This is a genomic window from Planctomycetaceae bacterium (assembly GCA_041398785.1).
Classification (GTDB): Bacteria; Planctomycetota; Planctomycetia; order Planctomycetales; family Planctomycetaceae; genus JAWKUA01.
Genome location: JAWKUA010000008.1, coordinates 250,168 through 273,719, shown reverse-complemented (window position 1 = coordinate 273,719; position 23,552 = coordinate 250,168). Strand labels below are relative to the sequence as shown.

The window sequence follows — 23,552 nt, the reverse complement described above, 5'->3', positions numbered from 1 at the left end:
CCGCGGCTTTCGCGATAGGGCTGGTTTTCAATAATTCCAAAGATCCGCCGCCGGAGATTCGACGTTGACAGGCTTTTGGGGACTCAGGACGATCACCAGGACACTCAGGTTGTCGCCTTCCGACGGCAGCACGTCTGCCACACGTCCCCTGTCAACCACCACCGCGAAACGGAATCTCATGCCCGCCAGCGAAGAAGACAAGCAACTTGTATACAGAATTCGCCAGGGCGAAGCGGATGCATGGCAGGAATGTATCGATCGGTATGAAGGCCGCCTGCTGGCGTTCGCTCGCAGCCGCCTGAGCGACACGTCGTCCGCCGAGGACATCGTTCAGGAAACATTTCTCGGTTTTCTGAAGGCGCTGCCGAACTACGACGAAAACACGCCGCTGGAATCGTGGCTCTTTTCGATCGCCGCCCACAAACTGATCGATTCAATGCGACGCTCCGGCCGCCGGCCCACAGTGCCGCTGATGTCGTCCCGAACCGAAGACGGCCCGACACGCGAACCCACCGGCCACGCGCGAGCAGCCTCCAGCCTGATGCGCAGTTCGGAGAAGTCTCACGCCGAATCGGCTGTCGTCGCCGAATGCCTGAGAGATCTGATCCGCAGCTTCAAACAGGACGGAGCCTGGGAACGCCTGCAGGTTGTCGAACTGATCTTCGTCCTCGGCTGGGCCAACAAAGATGTCGCCAGACGACTGAACACGACCGAACAGGCCGTTGCGAACCACAAGTTCTTCGTCGTGTCGAAACTGAAGGACGCAGCGAAGAAAGCGAAACTCCAGAATTCCAGCCTGAGCGGAATGGGGCTGGACTGAGCCGCGACCGGATGGCAGTGCGTTCCCATGCCTCGCCTGATCATGAGAAGTGGCTTCGCAGCGAATGGAACGCGACACGGTGTAAATCAGCGGAAGCGCCGGCTTGGTGTGAGACGGCTTACAGAGATTGCGTCCGCCTGCCGCTATCGTTCCCTGCCCAACCGGATGTTCGTTCCCCCTGCCATTCCTCCCGCCACAAAGTCGCCCGGTGATTCGAGGTGCTCTGATGACAAATGACGAACGCTGGTCCGCCTGCCCCGAAGGTACGATGCAGCAGTTGAAAAAATCACTCGACACCGCGGAACGCCGACGCACGATGACTCGCCGGGCAGCACTGACGGCTGTCATGCTTGGCGGCGCAGGACTCGGCGCTCTGGCGTTCAGAAGCTCCGATGGACCTCCGGGCGGAATCACCTGCGACCTCGTCCACTCACACGCCGCAGACTACGTTCGCGGCGTCACTGAGTCTGTACTCACCCGCCAGATCGACGCTCACCGCGCGGAGTGCCGAAAGTGCGATACCGTGCTGCGGTCGCTTGAGGCGTGATTCGCGTCCTGCGACGCAACAGCAAACGATCCGACGCACCAGTCGCCGCTACGGCAGTGCCTGACCGTCTTTCCGGTTGCCTATGTCCTGGTGACACTTCTGCCCACGGTGTACGACGCCTGAAGTTCGACCCCTCCCCGATGGCCTTCGGCCGGGAGGGGTGCTTACATCAGCAGCGCGGATTGCCGGCGTCCCTCGACCCACCTCTCCTAGGCGAAGCCGTCCGGGAGAAGGTCGGGCGAGCGGAGCGATGCCCGGGAGAGGGCAGACCGCGCGTTCGGCGTTCCGACAACGCAGCGCGGTCTGCGCGCGCACGTCCCCTCCCCTGAACTAGCTTCGCTCGTTCGACCCCTCCCCGTTGGCCTTCGGCCGGGAGGGCTCAGTCTTTGCACATCAGCAAATTGCGGCTGATGCGGATTGCCGGCGTCCCTCGACCCACCGACGCCAATCTTTGCTGGCGAAGCCGTCCTTAAAAGGTGACGATGAGTCGGGCCTTCGGCCGGGAGCGTGGAAGCTGATGCCCGGGAGAGGGCAGACCCAGCGTTCGTGCTCTGGAGAGGGCCAGACCGCGCAGTGCTCTGACAACGGTCTGCGCGGACGTGCTCACCGAGTTGTGCAGACGCCGGAACGCGACGGTTGCGGAAGTTACCAGGGAGCCTCCGTCAGGTCCACGATCTGCGAGGCGAGTCGTGTGACGGACTGCTGGGTGGCCCGACCGACTTGTTCGGTTGGGTCGCGCGCGACAGGATGCCTGTTCGTGTGCGTTCAATCTCATCATGAGAGCGCACACGCGAGCTGATGGCTGATGGTGACTCATCCCCTGCCTTCGGCACCCAGCCGACCGGCTGGGCCACCCGCGATTGATGGCCCGGATGGCCCGGCCTCTTCATTCTTCCAAGTCACACCCAGTATCGGACGGTCGCGAACCAGTTCCACGAGTGATTCACGAAAGTGTGGCGGGCTAAACTCGGGAGCGGCGAACCAGTTCGATTCATGTGTCGTAGAGAAGAACCAGAGTTGTCCGGATGAATTGTAAATGGCAAGATCCTCCGGAAACCTAGGGGGCTCTCCACCCGAGCAAGGAATTTGGAATGTTCGATTGAGTCGGTGAGAGCCCCCGGGTACAGCGTAAACGGCACAAGGAATCGACGTAACGGTACCAGGCCAACGGTTTGTCAGCTGCCTTTCTACGTTGCCCTGACGGCATTGAATAATCTCAGCTACCAAGGCGGAAATCGTTTGAGGTCGGACAACGAACATGACGCCGCCATCGAGGCTTGCGCCCATCAGTCTTTCGTAGACACTACCTGCGATGTCCCCGTGCTGCCAATAATACGGCCGCCTGCTTTGATCCGTGAGGCGAAACGATGAGGTTCATTTCGGCCACCAAAAATGGAGATTCATCGGCATGTCCTCGATGTGAAAGTGAGGCCAAAGCCGCGAGCATCAGAGCTATCGAGGCGAAGAGTTGGATTCAAAATGCCGTTTTCAGCAGCAATTTGTCGTGCTAGTGCTTCCGCATCTTCACGGTTGCGTGAAATCGTTCCAACGTGGCGAGACTGTTTTTCTGCCAACATGTTCCCGATCTGACTCCAGATGCCTTCAGTCGTTGTTGTTATCTGTCCTGAATTGGAGCAATGGTCGTACCATCAACGTAGGCGGGAATTGTTGGAACGCACCTTCATTATGTACGAGCAGTGCGTTGAGACTCACTGCGTACACATTTCCCCATCGACTTCGATGTTGAAGACCGTTTCTGGCGGACCACGGTGTGGGGTGATGCGGGTGACTTTTGCGACTTGGCCGGTTTGCGAGCGGAGATGTTCTCCGATCTGAAGCTGACTGGCGACAACGAATCCTGCCGAGTTTCGCTCAGAAGGGATGCGTGTCGATGACGCCGAGCGGTTCTTCCAGGCCGGTGATGGAGATGTCCAGGATGTTGGCGGCCGGATGTTTCATCGTGCCGGTGACGATGTTCCGCCCATGTGCCGTCGTCCGCTTCGATTTCCGGACATGGATCAATGGCCACGACCATGGCGGGACCATCCAGTTCCATTTCGTGCAGTTCCATGTGAATGGAACATCCGACCTGAGCCCGGTGGCCTCAAGCCATGCCAGCGGTCTCAGAAGCGTAAGGTCGTAGTGAACACCGTGCTGAGTCATGCTCAGCCGAACGGCTCGCGACGTCTGCGGGTTGATCTCAGCCGCCGCCTGAGTTTGTTCCCGCAGCGGATTGCGTCCGACAACTCGCTGACCGGGCTGGATGTCTTCGATGTTCTTCGTGACAACTGCGGTTGGGCCGCCATGTTTCTGCAGGATGGCTTTCCAAATCGCCGTCCCGTTGAGACAACTCGCGGATTGACGGCCTGAGAAGGCCGTCCTGCGGGAAGATTGCGGCACTCACGGCCGGTGTCGCGATGACATCCGGCGTGAGGGCTCGCAGGGTGAACACGCACCCGGTGAGGAGGCAGGCGGTGATGGCCAGACGGCGGATGGGGGGCAGAGGTTCGTGGGATATGGGACGAGTCATGATGGTTTATCTTTCTGTGTGGACGGAATGAATTCAATTTGCTGTGGAAAAAAATGGGCGACAGGGCAGCCGCGGGCCGGTGATGTCTATGCGGGAGCCCAGCGACGGAGGCGTGACGGTTTGCGACGGTACGACAGGGCGGCGGCCATGGCGAGGGCACCGGCGGCGTAGTAGGCATCGAGATCTTCAGTCGGGACAATCGCCGGCAGATTCTGCGGCGGCAGCAGAGTTCCCTGCTCAGTCCTGGCAAGGTCCACGATCGGCGTTGGAGATGTGGTCCCCGTGATTCCCACGACAACCTGGGTGCCCGCGATGAAGCAGTTTGCGCCATCGCACTTCTTCACGACGGTGCTGACGGCTCCGCCGATGTCATCGACCTTGTCGACGTGTTTGCCCATGGCCCGGCCGGCCTTGTTCGCAAGTTTTCCAGCGGTTGCCGCGCCGCCGATGAACGGAATCATCGCGGCCATTGAAATCATCGCTTCGCCGGTGTTGCCGCGCGCTGCGTGAATGGCGACATTGATCAGATCAGCCGCTTCACCGATAACCGGCACCATACCGGCAACGTCCAGGCCAAGTTGCACCGCATCGAGTGCGAAGGCGATACGCTGCTCTCGTGTTTTTTCCGGTGTTGGCGGCTCACCGATCGTCGTGGCAAACTGGTAGTGGTTCTCGATCGTGTATTCGTAGTATTCGAATCCGTCGACCAGATTGCCTGCCAGTTCCTTTACCAGAGTGACTTCGTCGACGGATCGAAAGACAATCAGGTAATACTCGCCGTCGTCGTTCAGCATGCGTTCAAGGTAGTCCAGGCGAGTCCCGTTGAATTCCTGGGAATTGCTTGTAATTTCGTGGGTCCCCTCGACCTCTACGTCCGAGAACAGGCCGACAGTGATCGTAAAGTCGGATTCCGCGGCGAACGTGCTGCCATAGCCGATCGTATCCGTCTTCTGCAGTCGCGATCCGGGATGAATGTATTTCGTCGACGTGAACGCCTTGCTGCCGTACGAGGTACCTCCGCTGGTGTTCATCTTGATGTCGAATTCGACCGCCGGCAGTCCGTTGTCATCGGTAACGAATTGAAAATCTGACTCCAGCGTGCCCGATCCGCCGCTGCCCAAACCCACTTCGTAGGTGCTATAGCCCGGATACTCGGGATTCGTCGACACCGAGTGTTCGCGTTTGGAGTAGCTGATGCTCGAAGTCGCGTTGCCGTAGTCTTCGATCACGATGCCGAAGCCGATATCCAGCGGATTGACGGGGCCATCGTGAGTCGGTTCCTCCGGCGGCGTCGGAGTTGTGTTGTCGCCGGGAGTCATCGTGGGCGCGGTCATAGCGAACATTGTGCCATTGCCAGCGGTCGCGTTTTCGGTGGTTTCGCCCACCGCCTCGTCCACTGAATCATCCTCGGACTTTGGACTTTTCGCCGGAGGTGAAAATCCATGTACAGGTTCGAGTGACAATCGATTCGCCCGTGCAGGTCCATTCCCGCAGCAGCGTGGCGGTGTTGGCGGAGTCGATGCGCCGGGTGCATGTGGTTAATTCCGCGGCCGGGCCTTGACTTTGAGAGGGTGGACTCAAAATGTTCCCTGTCTCACAGTCCTTGCGAATCTTTCGAGACGGAAACGTCATGTCGCGTCGAGTTGTCCTGGCAATGAGTGGTGGAGTTGACAGTTCCGCGGCGGCGGTTCTGTTGCACCGGCAGGGGTACGAAGTGATCGGGCTGTTCATGCGGTCGGGAGAAACCGAAAAGGCGGCCTGCGCCGTGTCGGGCGGCGGGCTGCTGCCGATTGCCGACGCTCCCGCTCACCGGCAGGGCTGCTGCAGCGCGGAAGATGCCGCGGATGCTCGTCGAGTCGCCGACGAGCTGGGCATCCCGTTTCATTCACTGAACTTCCAGGACTCCTTCCGCCGCATCAAGGATTACTTCGCCGATGAGTACCTTGCCGGGCGAACTCCCAATCCGTGCGTGCAGTGCAACAACTGGCTGAAGTTCGGCAAGTTGTGGCATTTTGCTCAACAGGTCGGAGCTAACCATATCGCCACCGGCCACTACGCTCGCATTCTGCAGGATGATGCGACGGGCGTTTACAGCCTGCATTGCGGAGTCGATTCGAACAAGGATCAGTCGTACGTGCTGTTCGGAATTGACCGCGATCTGCTGCAGAAAATCCTGCTGCCGATCGGTGAATTTCAGAAACCCGCTATCCGCGAGTTTGCGGAAGACGCCGGGCTGAGAGTTGCTCAGAAGAAGGATAGCTACGAAATCTGCTTCGTGCCGAACAATGACTACGCCGGGTTTCTGAAACAGTACCGCGGCCACGAAGGTACGGCCGGAAACTTCGTCGACAGCTCCGGCAACGTGCTCGGGCAGCACGACGGCTATGAAAAGTTTACCGTTGGTCAGCGCAAGGGACTGGGCATCGCGTTCGGCGAACCTCGTTTCGTTTTGCGTGTCGACGCCGAAACGCGACAAGTGGTGCTTGGTCAGCGGGAGGAACTGGCGTCCGCTTCGATCGAAGTTGACGGTTTGAACTGGCTGGCGGATGTTGAGTCCGACGAGTTTCGCTGCGACGTGAAAGTTCGCTACCAGGCAAAGTCGGAACCCTGTACCGTTCGGCTGCGAGCTGATGATCTCGCGGAAATTGAAACGGACGAACCGATTCTCGGCGTCGCTCCCGGTCAGGCCGCCGTGTTTTATTCGGGCGACCGAGTGCTCGGCGGCGGCTGGATTCGGTAGCAGAAAGCTCCACATCACATGCCACGCACTGCCGAAATCACCCGCAACACGGCTGAAACACAGATCCGTCTTTCCATCGATCTCGACGGCAGCGGCGAGAGCGAGATCAGCACCGGCGTCGGTTTCTTCGATCACATGCTGACGCTGTTCGCCCGGCACGGCCTGTTCGATCTGAAGGTTCAGGCCACGGGAGACCTGAACGTCGATCATCACCACACGGTGGAAGATGTCGGCATTTGTCTGGGGCGAGCGATCCGGGAAGCCATCGGCGACAAGCGCGGTATCACTCGCTACGGCAGCATGACTCTGCCGATGGAAGAGACTCTGGTAACGTCAGCGCTGGATCTCAGCGGCCGCTTTGCGTTTGTCTATCGGGTGGAATTTCCGACGGAAAAGATCGGTGAGTTCGATACGGAACTCGTGCAGGAATTCTGGAACGCCGTCGCTTCGAACGTGATGATGAATCTGCACCTGCTGCTGCACCACGGCACGAACAGCCACCACATTTCGGAAGGCACGTTCAAAGCCACTGCCCGAGCGTTGCGGCAGGCCATCACAATCGACCCGCGTCAGCCGGGAGTGCCGTCGTCAAAAGGAACGCTGACGGAGTAGGAACCGTCGGCGTGGGCCATCAACTCCCGATCTTGTTGGACTGGCCAACTGGTTTTCGACCGGCAAATTCCCGAATTCGCGTACCGGCTCGAACAGGTTCGAGTAGAATGTGCTGGCGGAACAGGCACGTCTCTGAGAGGTGAATGACTTGTCATGAGCACCGAAGTGACCCTGACACTTTCTGAACAGATCTACCAGCGAGCCGAAGCATGGGCGCGCCGAACTCGGAAGCCAGTGTCAGAGATCCTGACGGAAGTCATTGACGGATCGCTGCGTCCGCTCGCAGGCGATTGCGATCCCGGCAACTGGACGGACGACGAAACACTGGCCGCTGCTGACCTGCAAATGCCGACCCGGGACGACTCACGGCTGAGTCAGTTGTTGCAAGTGCAGCGAAACGGTGTGCTTTCCAGCGCGGAGCGGGATGAACTCCGCGAACGAATGCATGCTTACGAAGATGCGATACTAAGAAAATCGGAAGGTCTGCACGAAGCAGTTCGACGCGGTCTTCGGCCACCACTGGATTCGTAGCATGGCGATCCCGGACGATGTCCGCCTCCAGGTACGCACCGAGGCGGCGGATCGGTGCGGTTATTGCCTGAGCCCACAAGAGCTGGTCCTTGGCACCTTAGAGATTGAGCATTTGATCCCAACGTCTCGCGGCGGCACTGACGCCAAAGAGAACCTTTGGCTCGCCTGCCGCATGTGCAATAACTTCAAGAGTGATCAAACGGAGACTGTGGATCCCGCGACGGGCGAATCGGTGCAGATCTTTGATCCTCGGCGACAAATCTGGTCAGACCACTTCACATGGACATCGGACGGAACTCTGATCCTGGGAAAGACACGTGTCGGTCGCGGCACCGTCGTCGCCTTGCGGCTCAATAACCTGATCGCGGTCACTGTCCGACGGCATTGGGTGGCCGCTGGCTGGCATCCGCCGAGAACAGAGCCGTGACTGGTCGATCAACGCATGAGCAATTTGCAGTTGCGCGCGGACTCAAGACTCCCGTTGTTCGCGATCCGTACCGGTTGGCTACGGCTGCTTCGTGAACACCAGAATGTGTTGCCGGGGAAGGACGTCGATGGTTTCGGTCCACTTCAGGCCGAACTCCGGCTGTTCCAGTTCTTTTCTCACCTGAGCCTGCGACATTTTGTGGACGAGCTTGATGGGCACGGTCGGGTCTTCCATGCGGTATTCCACCAGCACTGCTCGCCCGCCCGGCTTCAGCGACTTTGTGAGATCCAGCATCATTTCGTAGGGAAACTCGAACTCGTGGTAGACGTCGACCATCAATGCGACGTCGACAGACTGCGGAGCCAGTGACGACGACTGCTGTGACCCTTTGATCGGGATCACGTTGTGCAGACCTTTTTCGGCCGTCCGTTCCTGCAGGCGCAACAGCATTTCGTCCTGAACATCGACGGCGATGACGTAGCCGTGAGGCAGGATCTGTTCGGCCATCAACATACTGATGACTCCGCTTCCCGCACCGATGTCAGCGACGACGTCTTCCGGCTGAAGTTTCAGTGACTTCACCAGCAGAGTCAGGCGCTCTTCTTCTTCGCGCGTATCGCGTTCCAGCCAGGTCGCTCCGGCGAAGCCCATCACGTGAGCAATCTCGCGGCCCATGTAGAACTTCCCGATGCCGTTCGGGTCGTGGTCGGCCTGCCATGTGTAGCGGTCGGACGATTCCCGCGGCTGTTGTTCGTCACCGCAAGTCCGACATGGTGACAGCGGTCCGACGATCAGGATCAGCGGAAGAACATATCGCATCGTCAGGACTCCTGCAGAAGTTCACCCGTATCGGTGCTTCGGTTGTGTCGCCGCATCACGGCGGACCAGTCGACGGCGGACAGTTCTTCGGCTTCATCCGCCAGCAGCCGCGGAATGTCATTCAGGATCGGGTATTTCAGCCGTTCCGAAGGATTTGTGCAGACGAGAGCACTGTCCTCGAAAACCAGATCGCTGCGGCATTTTGGACAGGCGAGGATGCTTCTTATTCTCTCGAAGTCAAAGGCCATGACGTTCGTCTCGGTGATGGCGTTCGGATGCGGTGGCGGACGGAAAGCGGACTGGAATTTGTAACAATTTCAGCCATCTGACGTTGTAGGAATTGCAAAAAAACTCAGCGTGCGAGCACGTCTCAGTGATGAAGCTGGAAGGACGGAGCCCGTTCCGCGAGCACGATTCACAGCTTTTTTCCGGGAATTTGCGGACGATTCGCTGACAGAACAGGCAACTGTAGGAATTTCTTCCACGATTGGCATCGACATTGCTGATTGTTGGAGTCGAGAGAGAGACCGGCTCGGAGTGAGATCCCGAGCCTGTGGCTGCCTTGAGAAAGCAGCCCTGCTGTCGAACTGCGACAGCCCTGAAAGAGAGAGACTTGCTGATTCGCCTGAGAAACGAATCACGCTCCCATGGGGGGCTCCGAGCCTGAGAGACTCGGACGCCTCGGCGAATGAAAAAGGCCATCGGGTTCCCGCGAATCCGATCGGCCTTTTTTCATGCGCGGCGGGAATTCGTCACTCTGAAAGTCACCTCAGTGCTGACAAAAGTCTGTGACGCCGCCGGCGACCGGGGTGCTCGCCCGGTCAGCCATTGCGAAGCATCAAGCCACCGCCAGCTCACGAGGAACGCCGCGGTGACAACAAACAGCAGCGGCAGCATCTGTCGCGACAGACGATCTGATCGAACCAGCTCCGTCGCAGTCAGCAGCGGCAGGCACAGCAACACGAGACTGACGACTGCCTGCCACCCGAGAAACGCACCGGCCAGTACGATCACATGTCCGGTTGCGGTGTACCGCGGCGCGTCAGCCATGAATCTTCGGCGAGCAATCTTCGCCAATGCCACCACGGCGATGCCGATGGCCAGGCCAGCCAAACCATCGACGAGGCCGGAAAGTCCGAACCCGGTCGTAAACACGTCGCGCGAATAGCCGATCGGCGGACTCCAGCGCAGTCCCCAATAGGCTTCGCTCAACCACTCAGGCCGCGGTTCAATCGCGCCGACCGGACGGATCTCCGGCCACACGGTTCCGGCAACGATTGCCAGCGCAATTCCGAACACCAGCAAACGACGGGGAGGGTGATGGCCGTCATAGCCAATCATGACCGTCGCAAGAACCAGCGTCAGCCAGCTGCAATGAAACAGATAGATGCCCGCCAGGTCCCATTGGCCGGACATCAGGATCTGGTCGATGGGATTGCCGTGGATAACACTCACGGGCCTGACCGGAAGATTGCCGCCTCCGCTTGCGATTTCCACGAACAGCAGTCCCAGAAATATGAAGCCCACAGTCGCTTCGATGATCGGATAACGAGGCGAGATTCTCATGCCGCAGTACCGGCAGCGTCCCTTCAGCAGCAGCCAGCCGAGCACGGGGATATTGTCGCGAGCCGCCAGCGGGGTCTCACAGCCCGGACAGCGCGATTTTGGTTTCCCGAGAGCCAGTCCGGCCGGCATCCGATAGATCACCACATTCAGAAAGCTGCCAATACAGGTTCCCAGGATAAACACCCAGGTTGCCGCAAAAATCGATGTCAGGGCAAGCGAGAATTTCTGAAGCGGAGACGGCTCGTGAAAATGAAAACTCTGGTCGTCGAAGAAATGCACCGACGGACCGGAATCACTGTAAGGCCGGTGCGGTGAAATCGCGTCGCTGGCGGAAGCGTCGTCAGGCGCGAGGACGTCAGCCCCGGCTTCGAAGGCAAAAGCAAACACCGACAGCATGATCAGTCCGGCTGAAAGGCCGCGGGCGGCACTTCGTTGCAGATGGTCGAGAACCGGGCAGTGCAAGGCGGGAGTCCGGGGGTTCAGATTTCCAGGGATGCGAGCGAGGCTTATACCGCGAAGGCAGTCCCGTCGCGACTCATGCCGCTGATTGACTCACTTTATCCCACTCTTAGAATGGCACCATGAAAACCCGAATCCTGACTGCCCTGCCAGTGTACAACGAGGCCGCTCACGTTCGCGACGTTCTTCGCCACGTTGCAGAACACGCTGATGACGTGCTGGTCGTCAATGACGGGTCAACGGACGGAACAGAAGCGATTCTGGGCGAGTTTCCCGATGTGCAGATTGTCAGCCATCCGACAAATCGGGGCTACGGATCGGCCCTGAAGTCCGCCTTCGATCATGCCGTCCGCTGTGGCTACGACGTGCTGGTGACGATTGACTGTGACGGGCAGCATCAGCCTCAACTGATTCGTGACGTGGCGGCGGAACTGGAATCCCGCGACGGGATGTTCGACCTGGTTTCCGGATCACGCTATCTGAAGCAGTTCGACGACAACAGCGTGGCTCCAGCCGACCGCCGCCGCATCAACATGCAGATCACGGCGTGTCTGAATCAGGAGCTGGGCCTTTCAATTACGGACGCGTTTTGCGGCTTTAAGGCGTACCGCGTTTCCTCACTGCCGGATCTGGACATTACAGACCCCGGTTACGCCATGCCGCTGCAGTTGTGGGTTCAGGCCGCCGACCTTGGCTGGCGGATCACGGAATTTCCGGTTCCGCTTGTGTACCTTGATGAGCATCGGTCGTTCGGCGGCTCACTCGACGACGCGGAGCTTCGTCTTGCTCACTACCGCGAAATCCTGAATCAGGAACTTGCCCGCCGCGGCATGAGACAACGCTTCACGGCCGACTGCGGCAAGTCATCATAGGCGCCGAACGGGGTCGGTCGCATGAGAATCGGCATCGATCCGAAGGTGGACTTTGCGTTCAAGGTCACGTTTGGAAGTCCCGAGCATCCTGCAATCACGATCCACTTCCTGAACGCTGTGCTGCGGCTTCCCGCTCCGATCACACAGGTGGAAATTCTGAATCCGGTACAGGGCAGGGATCGCGCTGACGACAAGCTTGTTGTGCTGGACGTACTGGCCCGGGACAGCAGCGGCCGCATCTTCAACATTGAAATGCAGACGACTTTGCCCGCCGGCATGGCCCAGCGGCTGACATTCTACAACTGCCAGAACTATGTGAGGCAGTTCCGCGAAGGCGATCATTATCACGGCCTGAATCCGGCGATCAGTATCTGCGTGCTGAACCGCGTTATGTGGAGACAGGTGGGCGCGTACCACCTGAGCTTTCGTCTGAGATGCGATCAGGCCGACCTGGTGTTCACGGACGGCCTGCAGTTTCACACTCTGGAACTACCGAAGTTTCTCATGCCAGGCACCGAAATCGCGCAGTGTTCGGGACTCGAAAAGTGGCTATACTTTTTGATGAACGCCGAATTCGCGGACCCGACCGAGCTACTGGCGCTTCTGGGTGATCCGATATTCGAAGAGGCGCTGGGAGTGCTACAGATGATCTCGCGAACTCCGGAAGAACGTCAGTACTACGACGCCCGGCAGAAATTCCTGCTGGACGAAGAAGCCCGACTGCTGGGCGCCCGCAGCGAAGGCCTCGAACAGGGCATCCAACAGGGGCGTCGCGAGGGAATCGAGCAGGGAATGCTCGCGGGTAAGATACAGCTACTTCAGCAGTTGCTTGGTGAAAGCGCAAGCGAGACACCGGAGCTGACGAGCCATTCAGTCGCTGAACTTACGGCTCTGTTGCAGCAATTGCAGGAACGCCTCCGCCAGCGCGACACCTGAGCGAAACGTCTGCGCCGGTTTTCGGGTGACCCGCGCCGGGCAGCACGAATGCTGTTACGCGAAAATGTCTGTAATCACCCGGCCGTACAGATCCGTCAGCCGGAAGTCACGTCCCGCATGACGGTAGGTCAGGCGTTCGTGATCGATTCCCAGCAGGTGCAGAATCGTGGCGTGCAGGTCATGCATGTGAACCTTGCCTTCGACGGCAAGATGGCCGATTTCGTCCGTGTTGCCGTAGGCGAATCCAGGCTTGACTCCCGCGCCGGCAAGGAACACCGTGAAACCGCGAGGATTGTGGTCACGACCGTCGCCGCTTTGTGAAAATGGCGTTCGTCCAAACTCTCCTCCCCACCAGACCAGCGTGTCTTCCAGCAGGCCGCGCTGTTTCAGGTCGGACAGCAGACCTGCGACGGGTTTGTCCGTCGCGCGGGCATGATCCATGTGAGCCGGCATGTTGGAATGCTGATCCCAGCGCGGATTCGGCGATTCGTCAGCGTAGTTGACCTGGACGAACCGGACTCCTGCCTCCGACAGACGGCGAGCCATCAGACACTGTTTGCCGAATTCATCCGTCGGCTGTTCACCGATACCGTACATCTTCTGAGTCGCCGCAGTTTCCTGATTCAGATCCAGCACCCGCGGTGCGTCGGCCTGCATGCGCCATGCCAGTTCGTAACTTCGAATCACGGCTTCAAGACGACTGTCGTGTTCGTCACGGCGCTTCAATTGAGCTTGATTGATCCGCTGCGTAAGCTCGAACCGCTGCCGAGTCTGCTCATGGCTGAGCTTTGCATTCCGGATGTGAGCAATCGTCATTTCATCGACCGAACGGTATGCGCGCCCGATCGCCGTTCCCTGATACACGGCTGGCAGGAAGGCGTTGGAGTAGTTGCGCGGCCCGCCTTTCGTGTCGGACGGCTGCAACTGAACGAATCCCGGCAGGCTTTGATTTTCGGTACCCAGCCCGTACATCAGCCACGAACCCAGCGACGGTCGCACAAGATTGACGGCACCAGTGTGCATGAACAGTGTTGCCGGCCCGTGAGCAACGCCGTCCGTGTGCATTCCCTTCAGAAAGCAGAGATCGTCGACGTGCCGGGCAATGTGAGGAAACAGCTCCGACACCTGCTGTCCGCATTCGCCGTGTTGTCGAAATTTCCAAAGCGGTTTCATCAGCGTTCGCTGACTGACCTCGCCGAACGTGCCGAAACGGACACCCGTGAAGTCGATGCCCGTACCGTCGCGCCGAATCAGTTCCGACTTCAGGTCGAAGGTGTCGACGTGGCTGGGCCCGCCCTGCATGAAGATGAAGATCATCCGCTTCGCTCGCGCAGGAAACATCGGCTGCTTTTGAACGAGCGATTCGGTGTCATTTGCCTGACCGGCCCGCGCGGACGAATCCGCCAGCATCGACGCCAGCGCAACAGAACCGAATCCGCAGGCAGCCTGCCGAAGAATCTCACGGCGTGTTGTTGAAGTTGTCTGCATGGTCAATCCAGGTACCGAAAATCCACAGACGCGAACAGCGACTGAAACACGGCCGTCCAGCCGTCCGTCGCAGCCGCATCCCTTTCAGCAAAGAACTCTGCCATCGTACGGCGTTCCAGCTCTGACGGACGCCGGCCAAGTGTTCGCCGGTATGCCGCTTCGATCATAACATCCAGCGCCGCGGTGTCGGCGGACTGAGTGGCCAGAAAATGCCTGGCCGCAAGTTCGGACTGTGTCAGAACGAAGGGGCTGTTCAACAGATACAAAGCCTGCGACGGCAGCGTACTGGACGTTCGGCGACCGGTGACGAGGTTTGGATTGGCGATGTCAAAGACCTCAAACGTTTCCAGCATCGAATTGCGAAAGAACGGAACGTAGACGCTGCGAATGCTCTTTGAGTACATGTCATGCTCATAACCGTTGTCGTACGTCGAAATCCTGCCGATTGTCAGACCGCCCTTTGTCGACAGATCAAGCTGGCCGCTGACGTGCAGGATCGCGTCACGCAATGCTTCGGCGTCCAGGCGTCGCCGGAACGCTCTGGTCAGGTGCAGATTCTCGGGATCGGCCTGCACCAGGTCAGCAGGCGCCGTTGACGACAGGCGAAACACGCGCGACGTCACAATCCGCCGAATCAGCTTCTTCACCGACCAGTGGTCATCGTCAACAAACGTCGTCGCCAGGTGATCGAGCAACTCCGGATGTGTCGGTGGACGACCCGTCGCGCCAAAATTATCCGGCGTACGAACAAGACCTTCGCCGATCAGATATTGCCAGACACGATTGACGAAGACTCGCGACGTCAGCGGGTTGTCCGGTGACGCGACCCAGGCTGCCAGCTCTCGTCGTCCGCTTTGATTGGCTGGAATGGAAGCCGGCACTGCTGCCCCCGATTCGTCCAACTGCGGACTCGCCACGGACACGAATCCTCGAGGCACCAGCGGTCCCAGATTTCGAATTCCGCCGCGAATGTGCAGGTGCCAGTCGCCCGGTACCGCTTCGTCGATGACCGCCATTGACTGCGGAATCTTCGGTTTCGCAGCTACGTGCTTCTTCAGCTTCTCTTCCTGTTTTGCCAGTTCCGAACGAAGCGCCGCCTGTTGTTTTTCTTCTTCGGCGGTGACTCGATCGGCCAGCGGTGCGTCGTCGCTGACCGGAAGAAATTGCACAGCGTCGACGATGATGTATCCGGCCGACGATTCCTCCGCGTTGATCGAGATTACGGCGGCATCACCCGCTTCAAACTGGTACTCGCCGACAAACGAGAACACGCCGTCCGGTTCGGTCGTTTTTCGCTGATCGATTGTCGCCACCGCAGTTCCGCCCGCATGTTCCACGTGAACGGGCAGAGACGAACATCGACTGGCTGAGGCGTTGTGAGCAAGGTGGACTCGATAGCGTCCGCTTTCCGGCAGCATCACTTCGAAGCGAACTGACTTGCCCGACTTATCGTTGCCGTCGTGGCGATAACCTTCGCCGACGTACGGCGGCGAGTGAGTCGAATCGGTCCACTGGCCGGTGAACTTCGCGAACGCGTCATCGACCACAATTCCCGGAAGCGATGCCGGATCAATGCCGGCCGTCTTTGCCAAGTCGGGCGACGTGACCTGCTCCTTCAACGCTTTTATCCGAGCCAGCAGGTCCGCTTCTCTGCGCTGCCATTCGGCTTGTTCTTCGGCGTCAACGCCGGATTTCAGACTTGTGGTCACATATCCGCTGACATTACCGGGAACCAGAGTCTTCGTGCTTCGAAAGATTCCGGCCAGAGCGTAATAGTCCGTCATCGGCACCGGATCGAACTTGTGGTCATGGCAGCGGGCACATCCCAGTGTCATGCCAAGAAACGTGCGGCCCAGCGTGTCGATCTGCTCGTCGACGACTTCCATCCGCAGAAGTTCCTTGTCCTGCATTTCGTAGTTGGTCGGGCCGAGCGTCAGATAGCCGACTCCCGTAACCTGTGCGTCGTGCTGTTCGGGAGTCTCCCAGGGCAGCAGGTCTCCGGCGATGTGTTCGCGAACGAACTGATCGAACGGTTTATCGTCGTTGAAGGAAGCGATCACGTAGTCGCGAAACCGCCAGGCATCAGGAAACATCAGGCTGCGGCCGCCGCCGCTGGATTCGGCGAAGCGAACGACATCCAGCCAGTGCCGTCCCCAGCGTTCGCCAAACCGCGGTGACGCCAGCAATTCGTCGGCCAGATTCGAAACTGCGGCGTCCGGGTTCTGATCCCAGTCGGCGCGGAAAACATCCAAATCGTCGGGAGTCGGCGGCAGTCCGATGAGAACGAAATACATCCGACGCGCGACTTCTTCAGCGGAAGCGTCGCCGACCGGAGAAACGCCTTGCCGGGAATCGTGTTCGGCGACGAAGCGGTCGATATCTGTCCTGGCCCAGGACTGACCGGACGAAGGAATCGCCGGCCGTTCCAGCGCTCGAAAGCTCCAGAAGCTGCGACCGGCAGCCAGATCGATCGTTCCGCGCTCAAGCGCCACTCCGTCGGTGCGCGGATCGACAGCCCCGTCTTTGATCCAGCGTTCGAAGTCCGCAATCACGTCATCCGGGAGTTTTCGGTCCGGGGGCATTTCGAAGGATTCGTGGCGAAGAGCTTCCAGAAGCAGACCTTCATCCGGATTGCCCGGAACGATTGCCGGACCGCTTTCGCCGCCGGCCTGCCATCCGGCTTTCGAATCCAGCAGCAATCCGCCGCGAATGTTTTCCGCGTCGGCGGCGTGGCAGGAGTAGCAGTGTTTCACGAGCACCGGCCGAATCTTCTTCTCGAAGAACTCGATCCGTTCATCAGCCGCCCGCAGGTCAGCCGGCACCGCGGCGATGAGCGCGGTCAGTAATGTCAGAAAGGCATGTTTCATCGCGCGGCAGGTCTCCGAAGCGACTCGCGGAACTGGGAATGCCTGTGACGCCGTCACGTCCGGCGACGCTCGGCTTCCGATGATACACAGATGGTCCGGCGGAAAAAACGCGCCATCGGAGCGGCACCCGCCGAATCACACGAGAAAAACAGCGTGTCCGGTCGAAACTCAGGCCCCGCGAATTACGATAGCCTTCGGACATTCATCGTGCATCTGTCGAACTGATCAACGAGGGACCTGGAATTATGGCTGACTGGATTGAAGCAGGGCAAAAGGCTCCGGCGTTCTCGCTGAAGGCGACTGACGGCAGCACGGTCAGGCTGTCGGAACTGAAGGGGCAGCCGGTCGTGCTGTATTTCTATCCAAAGGACGATACTCCCGGCTGCACGGCCGAAGCATGTGCATTTCGCGACCGGACAAAGGAACTGACGGCACTCGGCGCGAAAGTGTTCGGCGTCAGCCCCGATGATGTCGACAGCCACCGGAAGTTCACGGACAAGTTCCAGCTCAACTTCCCGCTACTGGCCGACACCGACCACAAGGTCGCTGAAAAATACGGAGCCTGGCGTGAGAAGAACCGCTACGGTAAGAAGTTCATGGGTATCCAGAGATCGACATTTGTGATTGATGCCGACGGCAGAGTGGCAAAGGTCTGGAAAGCCGTCCGTGTCGACGGTCACGACGCAAAAGTGCTGGAAGCGCTTCGCGAGATCTCGCGGTGAGACATCCGACGATCACGCTTCGCAAAAGAACACCGAAGCGACTTCAACCTTCGGCGAAGAACACGCGGCCGGTTGCCTGCTCCTCAGACAACCGGCACGAGATTTTCCCTGGACTGGAAGGGGCGCGGCTCCTGCCAAGCCGGGCAAGATGCCAGCAGCTCGGTCCCCGACAACGCCCGGCTTACGAAAAGTCTCCTGCCGCTCGCTCTAATGCCCGGCGATCGCCGTGATTCCTTCCAGAAAGCCCTGCAACTGTCGGCTGCGGACGGGATGTTGAAGTTTGCGAACGGCTTTGGCTTCAATCTGCCGAACGCGTTCCCGCGTGACTTTGAAGATCCGGCCGACTTCTTCCAGCGTATAGGTGTAGCCGTCGCCGAGACCGTATCGCAGCTTGATGATTTCGCGCTCGCGGTAAGTCAGAGTCTTCAATACGCAGTCGATCTTGTCCTTGAGCATTTCCGAAGCGGCGTTGCTGACGGGGCTGTCGGTACCGCGGTCTTCAACGAATTCGCCGAAGCTGTTGTCTTCACCTTCGCCCATCGGCTTGTCCAGGCTGATCGGCTGTCGGGAGATCCTCATGACTCGGCGGGCTTCGTCCATCGGCACGTCAGCGACTTCCGCCATTTCCTCGACGGTGGGTTCGCGGCCGAGTTCCTGCAGCAGGTCACGAGCGGCCGCGCGGAGCCGAGACATCGTTTCAATCATGTGCACGGGAATCCGGATTGTGCGCGCCTGATCAGCGATCGCTCGTGTGATCGCCTGACGAATCCACCAGGTCGCGTATGTCGAAAACTTGTAGCCGCGACGGTACTCGTACTTGTCAACAGCTCGCATCAGGCCGGTGTTGCCTTCCTGAATCAGGTCCAGGAATGTCAGGCCGCGATTGCGGTATTTCTTGGCGATTGATACGACCAGCCGCAGGTTGCCGCCGGAAAGATCCCGCATCGCCTGTTCGTATTCCTCATGGCGAGCCTGCAGGTTTTCCATCTTGAAGGCCAGGGAGTTCGGCGATTCCATCGTCAGCATGACAAGGTCGTCGAGTTCCTTCTGCATGTTGACTCGCTCGTCATTGGCAGATGTCAGATCCTTGAGGTTTCGGATCTGATCCTGCAGGTCGAGCATGCGGGCGGAGATCTGTTCCTGTCGCCTCATGCACGGCTGCAGCCGCTGAGTTCGCAGGCTGAGTTCTTCCAGCAGCGTTACGGTGCGTCGCCGCCGGATTTCAATTTTCTGCAGCACTTCCCGGCCTTTGTGGGAATCCAGCCCCAGCGACCTGGCGGCGGCAAAATCCGTCAGATCGCGTTCCCGAAGCGACGCGATGGTGGCCAGGTTATGCGGCATGCGGCCAAGAATCTGTTCCTTCTCCAGGCTTTCCGTCATCGACACTTTGATGGTGCGGTCAAACGGAAGCTCGCCCCGGTGAACCTGGGTCAGCGTTTCAAAGGCAAAGTTCAAGGCAAAATCGCAGGACAGCAGTGCTCGCCGAAACCTGCGTCGCGTGACTTCAATCTGCTTGGCCAGAAAGATTTCTTCTTCGCGGGTCAGCAGAGGAATCTCGCCCATCTGCGTCAGATACATCCGAATCGGATCTTCCGTTCCGCGGCGGGAATCATCGTCGACGCGAACTTCCGGACGGCGCTTGCGGTGCTGCGACTTCGACTCCACGACGGGAATCGGCGGATCCGACTTCAGTTGCAGGTCCAGCTCTTCCAGCGCCATCAGCAGATTGTCCAGCATCTCGGGATCGTCTGCTTCATTCGGCAGATAGCTGTGAACCTGCGAAAAATACAGAAAGCCCTGCTGCTGGCCGGTGACGACCAGTTCACGAAGATTTTCATCCAGGCGATGCATATCCGACGGCTCCAAAAGTGTTTCACTTGAATCGGGGAACATCGTTCCCCGGTTGTGTTTTTCGCACGGACGTAATGCGGCGGAGGGCATCCCTGGTGTCGCTGTTCATGTCGCTCGCTGACGGATTCGTCTGAGCCATTTTTTGTTTCGACAACAAGATTTGAACTTTTTCTCGCCGTTGAAGCAGCGGGTGCAGAACCCGCTCCAAATGCAGCGGAACCGGAATTCCGCCGCCGTTCCCATCACCGGGCAACTGTTCGGTCATGAGTTTCGGGAGCTCCTTTTCCCGTGCCGAGTCAAAAAGCGTGTTGATCAGACCAATCAGTCCTGAATCAGACTCCGCCGCTTCAACAACCCGGTGAATCTCCGGAAGCTCTCCGGCTTCCGCAACCAGATCGAAACACATCTCCAGCAAACGCCGGTGCTGGTCGATCCGGAAATCGTCGACACCGATATGGTGTCGAATGTAGTCGGTGTGCTCAGGGCAGCTGAGAATGATCTCCAGGATCTCACGCTCAGCATGGTCCTCCCTGGTTTTTGGCTGAACCGGTGCCGAGGCTTCCGAAAGCGCCGTGTCTTCGGAAACGCGTCGGAACGCAGTCCTGCTTTTTTGTCTTCTTTGCTCAGCCAGTGTCTGGCGGAGCGTCATTTCGTCAACCTGAATTTTCCAGCACAGCTTTCGGATGATCAGGTCTTCGCGAACCGTCCCCTGCAAGCCGGGTGCTGACGCCAGCATCTGAAGCATCTGCTGCAGAATCTGCTGGCGCCCGCTGACCGAATCCAGGTCGTAACGCCGCTTCAGAGACTGCAACTTGTATTCCCACGCTTCCTGTGCGGAATCAATCAGCGACTCAAATTCTTCCTTTCCATGTCTTTCCAGGTAATCCGCCGGATCCTGCCCGTCGGCCAGTGTCAGGATACGAAGGTCCAGGTCGTGCGCCAGAAAACGCTCAATTGATCGTTCTGCGGCCCGCTGACCCGCCTCATCCCCGTCATAAATCAGGACGACTCGCTGAGAAAATCTCTTCAAAAATGCGACGTGATCTTCGGTCATCGCCGTTCCGAGCGTGGCCACAACGTTGGTGACCCCTGCCTGATGACAGGCAATGCAGTCCATGTATCCTTCCACAACAATTGCAGCTTTGCTGGAACGAATTGCGTCTCTGGCCAGGTCGAATGCGTAAAGAGTTCTCCTCTTCAGAAAAACGCTGCTTTCCGGACTGTTCCAATACTTCGCCGGGCTTTCGATGTTGCTTCCCGGCAACACTCGTCCGCCGAACGCAACGGGTCTGCTTCTTTCGTCAAGAATCGGAAACACCACGCGACCAACAAGGTTGTCGTAGTAGCCCATTCCGCTTTGCTTTTCGCCAATCAGGCCGACACTCAGAAGTTGCTTTTCGGAATACTTTCCGCGGGCTTTGTTCAGAAACCAATTCCAGTCTTCCGGATGATATCCCAGTCGAAATTTTCGAATCGTCTCATCCGATAGCTTTCGACCGGACAGATAGTTGCGTGCGATCTGACCGGCGTCTCCCAGCCGCAGCGACTGCTGCATCAGGCCAATCGCCCATTCCACGATCTCGTACTGAATTGCCTTGTTATTTTCATGATTCCGGGCCGCCTGGGAACGAGTCCGTTTAGGCAGTTCCAGGTTAGCCCGCTTCGCAAGGATCTCGACAGCTTCGGGAAAACTGACGGCCTGCGTTTCCTGAACCCACGTAAAACAGTCACCACCTACTTGGCACACCCAGCATCGATAAGACTGGCGTTCCGGATAGACATGAAACGAAGGATTTCTGTCGGGGTGAAACGGGCACAGACCGACATAGTCAGAACTGCCGCGAGGTGTCAGGGCGACGGATTCCGAAACCAGTTCCACCAGGCTGGTGTTCGCGCGAACCTGCTCCTTGAAGTCGGCCCCGAATCCTTCGGACACAAGTCATCTCCAGCGCGTAATTGTGTCAGTTCGAATCACGTGTGTTGGCCGCGGCAGCAGCCGACGCTTTTCAATCGTTGTTACGCCGCGAGCCAAAACGACACAGTTCGTACGCTTGCGGCAATACTCGGGAGATCGTCGTTCTCTACCGAGGTCAATGACGCCGGGCGATTGTTCGCGATACCGCGAATGTCTCTGACGGTCGAAGCTGGCGGGAAGCCTCCGGATCTTCATGAGCCGGTTGCCGGGAATGAACCGATTTGGCGGGCTGGCGACCGTCAGGCGTCCGGCAATTCTATCTGGTGGACAGCTTCGGTCAAGAATTTCAAGCGCACGGCCGAAGGGAAATCGCGCGTCGTAAAGTCAGATGCGGGACAACGTTGCATGTTTTCGCAAGCGATCAGGGGAACCGATCCGGCAGCGTTTGCCTCAGCTTCCGAACCCGTTCGACCGGAACGCGAAGGGTGCATCCGGTCAATTCTTGCGGCGGGAATTCTTCGAGCCGAACCCGATTGAAAGGGATTCGGCCCAGAGACATCGGCTCCTGCTCCGGTCACCGGCTGATCCAAGCGATGCGTGTTCGATTGCCAATGAGATAGACTTCGAACGGCCTGCTGCTACTCAACGACGCTGTTAATCGCCACAGCGCGGCCCAATCAAATCCCCTGGTGAAAGGAACGGTATTGGGAAATCCAGAGATGTCGCGTCCGCTGATCGCCGTCACGCTGGGCGACGTGTCCGGAATTGGCCCGGAGATTGTCGTCCGGGCGATCATTTCAAAACGCGTCGCGGCGGCATCAGTGCCGGTGGTGATTGGCCACCCCGCGATCCTGCGAAGGGCTGCCGATCTGTGCGGTTTGACCGATCGCCTTAACGTGCGGGAAATCACGACAGGCCCGGCGAGTGCAGACGACCTGCGCTGTCTTGCGAAGGCCACCGCTCCTGCGCCGACGGACGAACGTGTCACCGTCGGTTGCTGGAACCCGGCGGGAGACGCCGCTCTGACGGCTGCGGCGCGTGTCGCGAACGCCGCAGCCGGTGACGCCGCGTTTCACTATCTGATTGCAGCAATTGAGCTGGCACGGCAGGGCACGGTCAGCGCTATCGCCACGGCACCGCTGAACAAGGAAGCGCTGCATCTGGCGGGCCATCACTTCCCAGGACACACGGAAATCCTGGCACAGCAGTGCGGTGTCGATCAGTTTGGAATGATGTTGTACCTGCCGGAGTCTGCGATTCAGCCGCTGCGGTCGCTGGTCCGTGCGCCTTCGTTAACTGCGGGGACAGCGACACGTCCCGCGGCCGCAGACGGGTTGAGTATCGTTCACGTCACGCTGCACACATCCATCGCCAGTGTCCCGGCACTGCTGACGACGGCGGCCGTCTGCGAGAAAGTCCGGCTGATGGACGGATTCCTGCGCCGAATCCGCTGCGAACGGAGAGCGATCGGAGTCTGCTCCCTGAATCCTCACGGCGGAGAAAATGGACTATTCGGCGACGAAGAGCCTCGCGTCATCGCTCCCGCCGTTCAACTTTGTGCCGATTCGCACATTCCTGTGTCAGGCCCGTACCCGGTTGACACGCTTGTTCGTCGAGCAGTCGCCGGGGAATTTGACGGACTGGTCGCGATGTACCACGACCAGGGTCACATTCCGGTCAAACTGATTGGTTTTGACTCGGCGGTGAACATCACACTCGGCCTGCCTTTGATTCGCACCAGTCCGACTCACGGAACAGCATTCGACCGCGCCTGGAATCCCGCGACGCCGGCGGACGCGTCGGGGATGATCGAGGCCATTCTGACCGCTGCAAAGCTGTGCGAATGAAGC

20 protein-coding genes are annotated in these 23,552 nt (G+C 58.9%); 10 read left to right on the top strand and 10 right to left on the bottom strand.

The features are described from left to right. Nucleotides 1-27: 27 nt before the first annotated feature. Entirely contained in the window at nt 28-180 is a 153-nt protein-coding gene (locus R3C19_12000; protein ID MEZ6061078.1) for a hypothetical protein, read from the bottom strand. On the opposite strand from R3C19_12000, the gene R3C19_11995 reads away from it, so the two are divergent. Both R3C19_11995 and R3C19_11990 read left to right on the top strand, forming a co-directional pair. After that, nucleotides 179-820, top strand: a complete 642-nt coding sequence (locus R3C19_11995; GenBank protein MEZ6061077.1) for an RNA polymerase sigma factor — start codon at nt 179-181, stop codon at nt 818-820. The two genes, R3C19_12000 and R3C19_11995, sit on opposite strands and share 2 nt — an antisense overlap. A gap of 226 nt (nt 821-1,046) precedes the next feature. Next, nucleotides 1,047-1,367, top strand: coding sequence for a hypothetical protein (locus tag R3C19_11990; GenBank protein MEZ6061076.1), 321 nt, complete (start codon nt 1,047-1,049; stop codon nt 1,365-1,367). A gap of 1,872 nt (nt 1,368-3,239) precedes the next feature. On the opposite strand, the gene R3C19_11985 is transcribed toward R3C19_11990, so the two are convergent. Beyond that, a complete protein-coding gene (locus R3C19_11985) occupies nt 3,240-3,767 on the bottom strand; it encodes a hypothetical protein (GenBank protein MEZ6061075.1) in 528 nt (175 codons plus the stop codon). Nucleotides 3,768-3,983: 216 nt separating this feature from the next. Next, nucleotides 3,984-5,231: a hypothetical protein gene (locus tag R3C19_11980; GenBank protein ID MEZ6061074.1), complete on the bottom strand. Its 1,248-nt coding sequence runs from the start codon at nt 5,229-5,231 to the stop codon at nt 3,984-3,986. Nucleotides 5,232-5,527: 296 nt separating this feature from the next. On the opposite strand from R3C19_11980, the gene mnmA reads away from it, so the two are divergent. The 4 genes from mnmA to R3C19_11960 all read left to right on the top strand — a co-directional run bounded on the left by mnmA (nt 5,528) and on the right by R3C19_11960 (nt 8,207). Continuing rightward, nucleotides 5,528-6,637: a tRNA 2-thiouridine(34) synthase MnmA gene (gene mnmA / locus R3C19_11975; GenBank protein ID MEZ6061073.1), complete on the top strand. Its 1,110-nt coding sequence runs from the start codon at nt 5,528-5,530 to the stop codon at nt 6,635-6,637. 18 nt (nt 6,638-6,655) lie between these two features. Then, nucleotides 6,656-7,249 carry an imidazoleglycerol-phosphate dehydratase HisB gene (gene hisB, locus R3C19_11970; GenBank protein MEZ6061072.1) on the top strand — a complete coding sequence of 198 codons (594 nt, stop codon included), beginning with the start codon at nt 6,656-6,658 and terminating at the stop codon, nt 7,247-7,249. A 153-nt stretch (nt 7,250-7,402) separates the two neighbouring features. After that, a complete protein-coding gene (locus R3C19_11965; GenBank protein MEZ6061071.1) occupies nt 7,403-7,780 on the top strand; it encodes a hypothetical protein in 378 nt (125 codons plus the stop codon). 1 nt (nt 7,781) lies between these two features. After that, the gene (locus R3C19_11960; protein MEZ6061070.1) at nt 7,782-8,207 is read left to right on the top strand and encodes an HNH endonuclease signature motif containing protein; all 426 of its coding nucleotides are present in this window, start codon (nt 7,782-7,784) and stop codon (nt 8,205-8,207) included. A gap of 78 nt (nt 8,208-8,285) precedes the next feature. Here R3C19_11960 and R3C19_11955 read toward each other — a convergent pair whose 3' ends face one another. The 3 genes from R3C19_11955 to R3C19_11945 form a co-directional block, all read right to left on the bottom strand. Continuing rightward, nucleotides 8,286-9,026 carry a class I SAM-dependent methyltransferase gene (locus R3C19_11955; protein MEZ6061069.1) on the bottom strand — a complete coding sequence of 247 codons (741 nt, stop codon included), beginning with the start codon at nt 9,024-9,026 and terminating at the stop codon, nt 8,286-8,288. A gap of 2 nt (nt 9,027-9,028) precedes the next feature. Further along, nucleotides 9,029-9,274 (bottom strand): hypothetical protein, encoded by a 246-nt coding sequence (locus R3C19_11950; protein ID MEZ6061068.1) that lies wholly within the window; start codon nt 9,272-9,274, stop codon nt 9,029-9,031. A 484-nt stretch (nt 9,275-9,758) separates the two neighbouring features. Continuing rightward, nucleotides 9,759-10,988, bottom strand: a complete 1,230-nt coding sequence (locus tag R3C19_11945; GenBank protein MEZ6061067.1) for a prepilin peptidase — start codon at nt 10,986-10,988, stop codon at nt 9,759-9,761. Nucleotides 10,989-11,173: 185 nt separating this feature from the next. On the opposite strand from R3C19_11945, the gene R3C19_11940 reads away from it, so the two are divergent. Continuing rightward, nucleotides 11,174-11,923 (top strand): glycosyltransferase family 2 protein, encoded by a 750-nt coding sequence (locus R3C19_11940; protein MEZ6061066.1) that lies wholly within the window; start codon nt 11,174-11,176, stop codon nt 11,921-11,923. Nucleotides 11,924-11,944: 21 nt separating this feature from the next. Continuing rightward, entirely contained in the window at nt 11,945-12,859 is a 915-nt protein-coding gene (locus R3C19_11935) for an Rpn family recombination-promoting nuclease/putative transposase (GenBank protein MEZ6061065.1), read from the top strand. 54 nt (nt 12,860-12,913) lie between these two features. Here R3C19_11935 and R3C19_11930 read toward each other — a convergent pair whose 3' ends face one another. Together R3C19_11930 and R3C19_11925 are read right to left on the bottom strand one after the other, a co-directional pair. After that, nucleotides 12,914-14,347 carry a DUF1501 domain-containing protein gene (locus tag R3C19_11930; GenBank protein ID MEZ6061064.1) on the bottom strand — a complete coding sequence of 478 codons (1,434 nt, stop codon included), beginning with the start codon at nt 14,345-14,347 and terminating at the stop codon, nt 12,914-12,916. 2 nt (nt 14,348-14,349) lie between these two features. Continuing rightward, nucleotides 14,350-17,214, bottom strand: coding sequence for a DUF1553 domain-containing protein (locus tag R3C19_11925; protein MEZ6061063.1), 2,865 nt, complete (start codon nt 17,212-17,214; stop codon nt 14,350-14,352). A gap of 245 nt (nt 17,215-17,459) precedes the next feature. Here R3C19_11925 and bcp point away from each other — a divergent pair, with 245 nt between their 5' ends. Continuing rightward, a complete protein-coding gene (gene bcp / locus R3C19_11920) occupies nt 17,460-17,936 on the top strand; it encodes a thioredoxin-dependent thiol peroxidase (protein MEZ6061062.1) in 477 nt (158 codons plus the stop codon). Nucleotides 17,937-18,143: 207 nt separating this feature from the next. On the opposite strand, the gene rpoD is transcribed toward bcp, so the two are convergent. Then, nucleotides 18,144-19,787, bottom strand: a complete 1,644-nt coding sequence (rpoD, locus tag R3C19_11915) for an RNA polymerase sigma factor RpoD (GenBank protein ID MEZ6061061.1) — start codon at nt 19,785-19,787, stop codon at nt 18,144-18,146. 22 nt (nt 19,788-19,809) lie between these two features. Continuing rightward, nucleotides 19,810-21,723: a DNA primase gene (gene dnaG, locus R3C19_11910; protein MEZ6061060.1), complete on the bottom strand. Its 1,914-nt coding sequence runs from the start codon at nt 21,721-21,723 to the stop codon at nt 19,810-19,812. A 698-nt stretch (nt 21,724-22,421) separates the two neighbouring features. Here dnaG and pdxA point away from each other — a divergent pair. Then, complete coding sequence (gene pdxA, locus R3C19_11905; protein ID MEZ6061059.1) at nt 22,422-23,549, top strand: 4-hydroxythreonine-4-phosphate dehydrogenase PdxA; 1,128 nt, start codon at nt 22,422-22,424, stop codon at nt 23,547-23,549. Nucleotides 23,550-23,552: the final 3 nt, after the last annotated feature.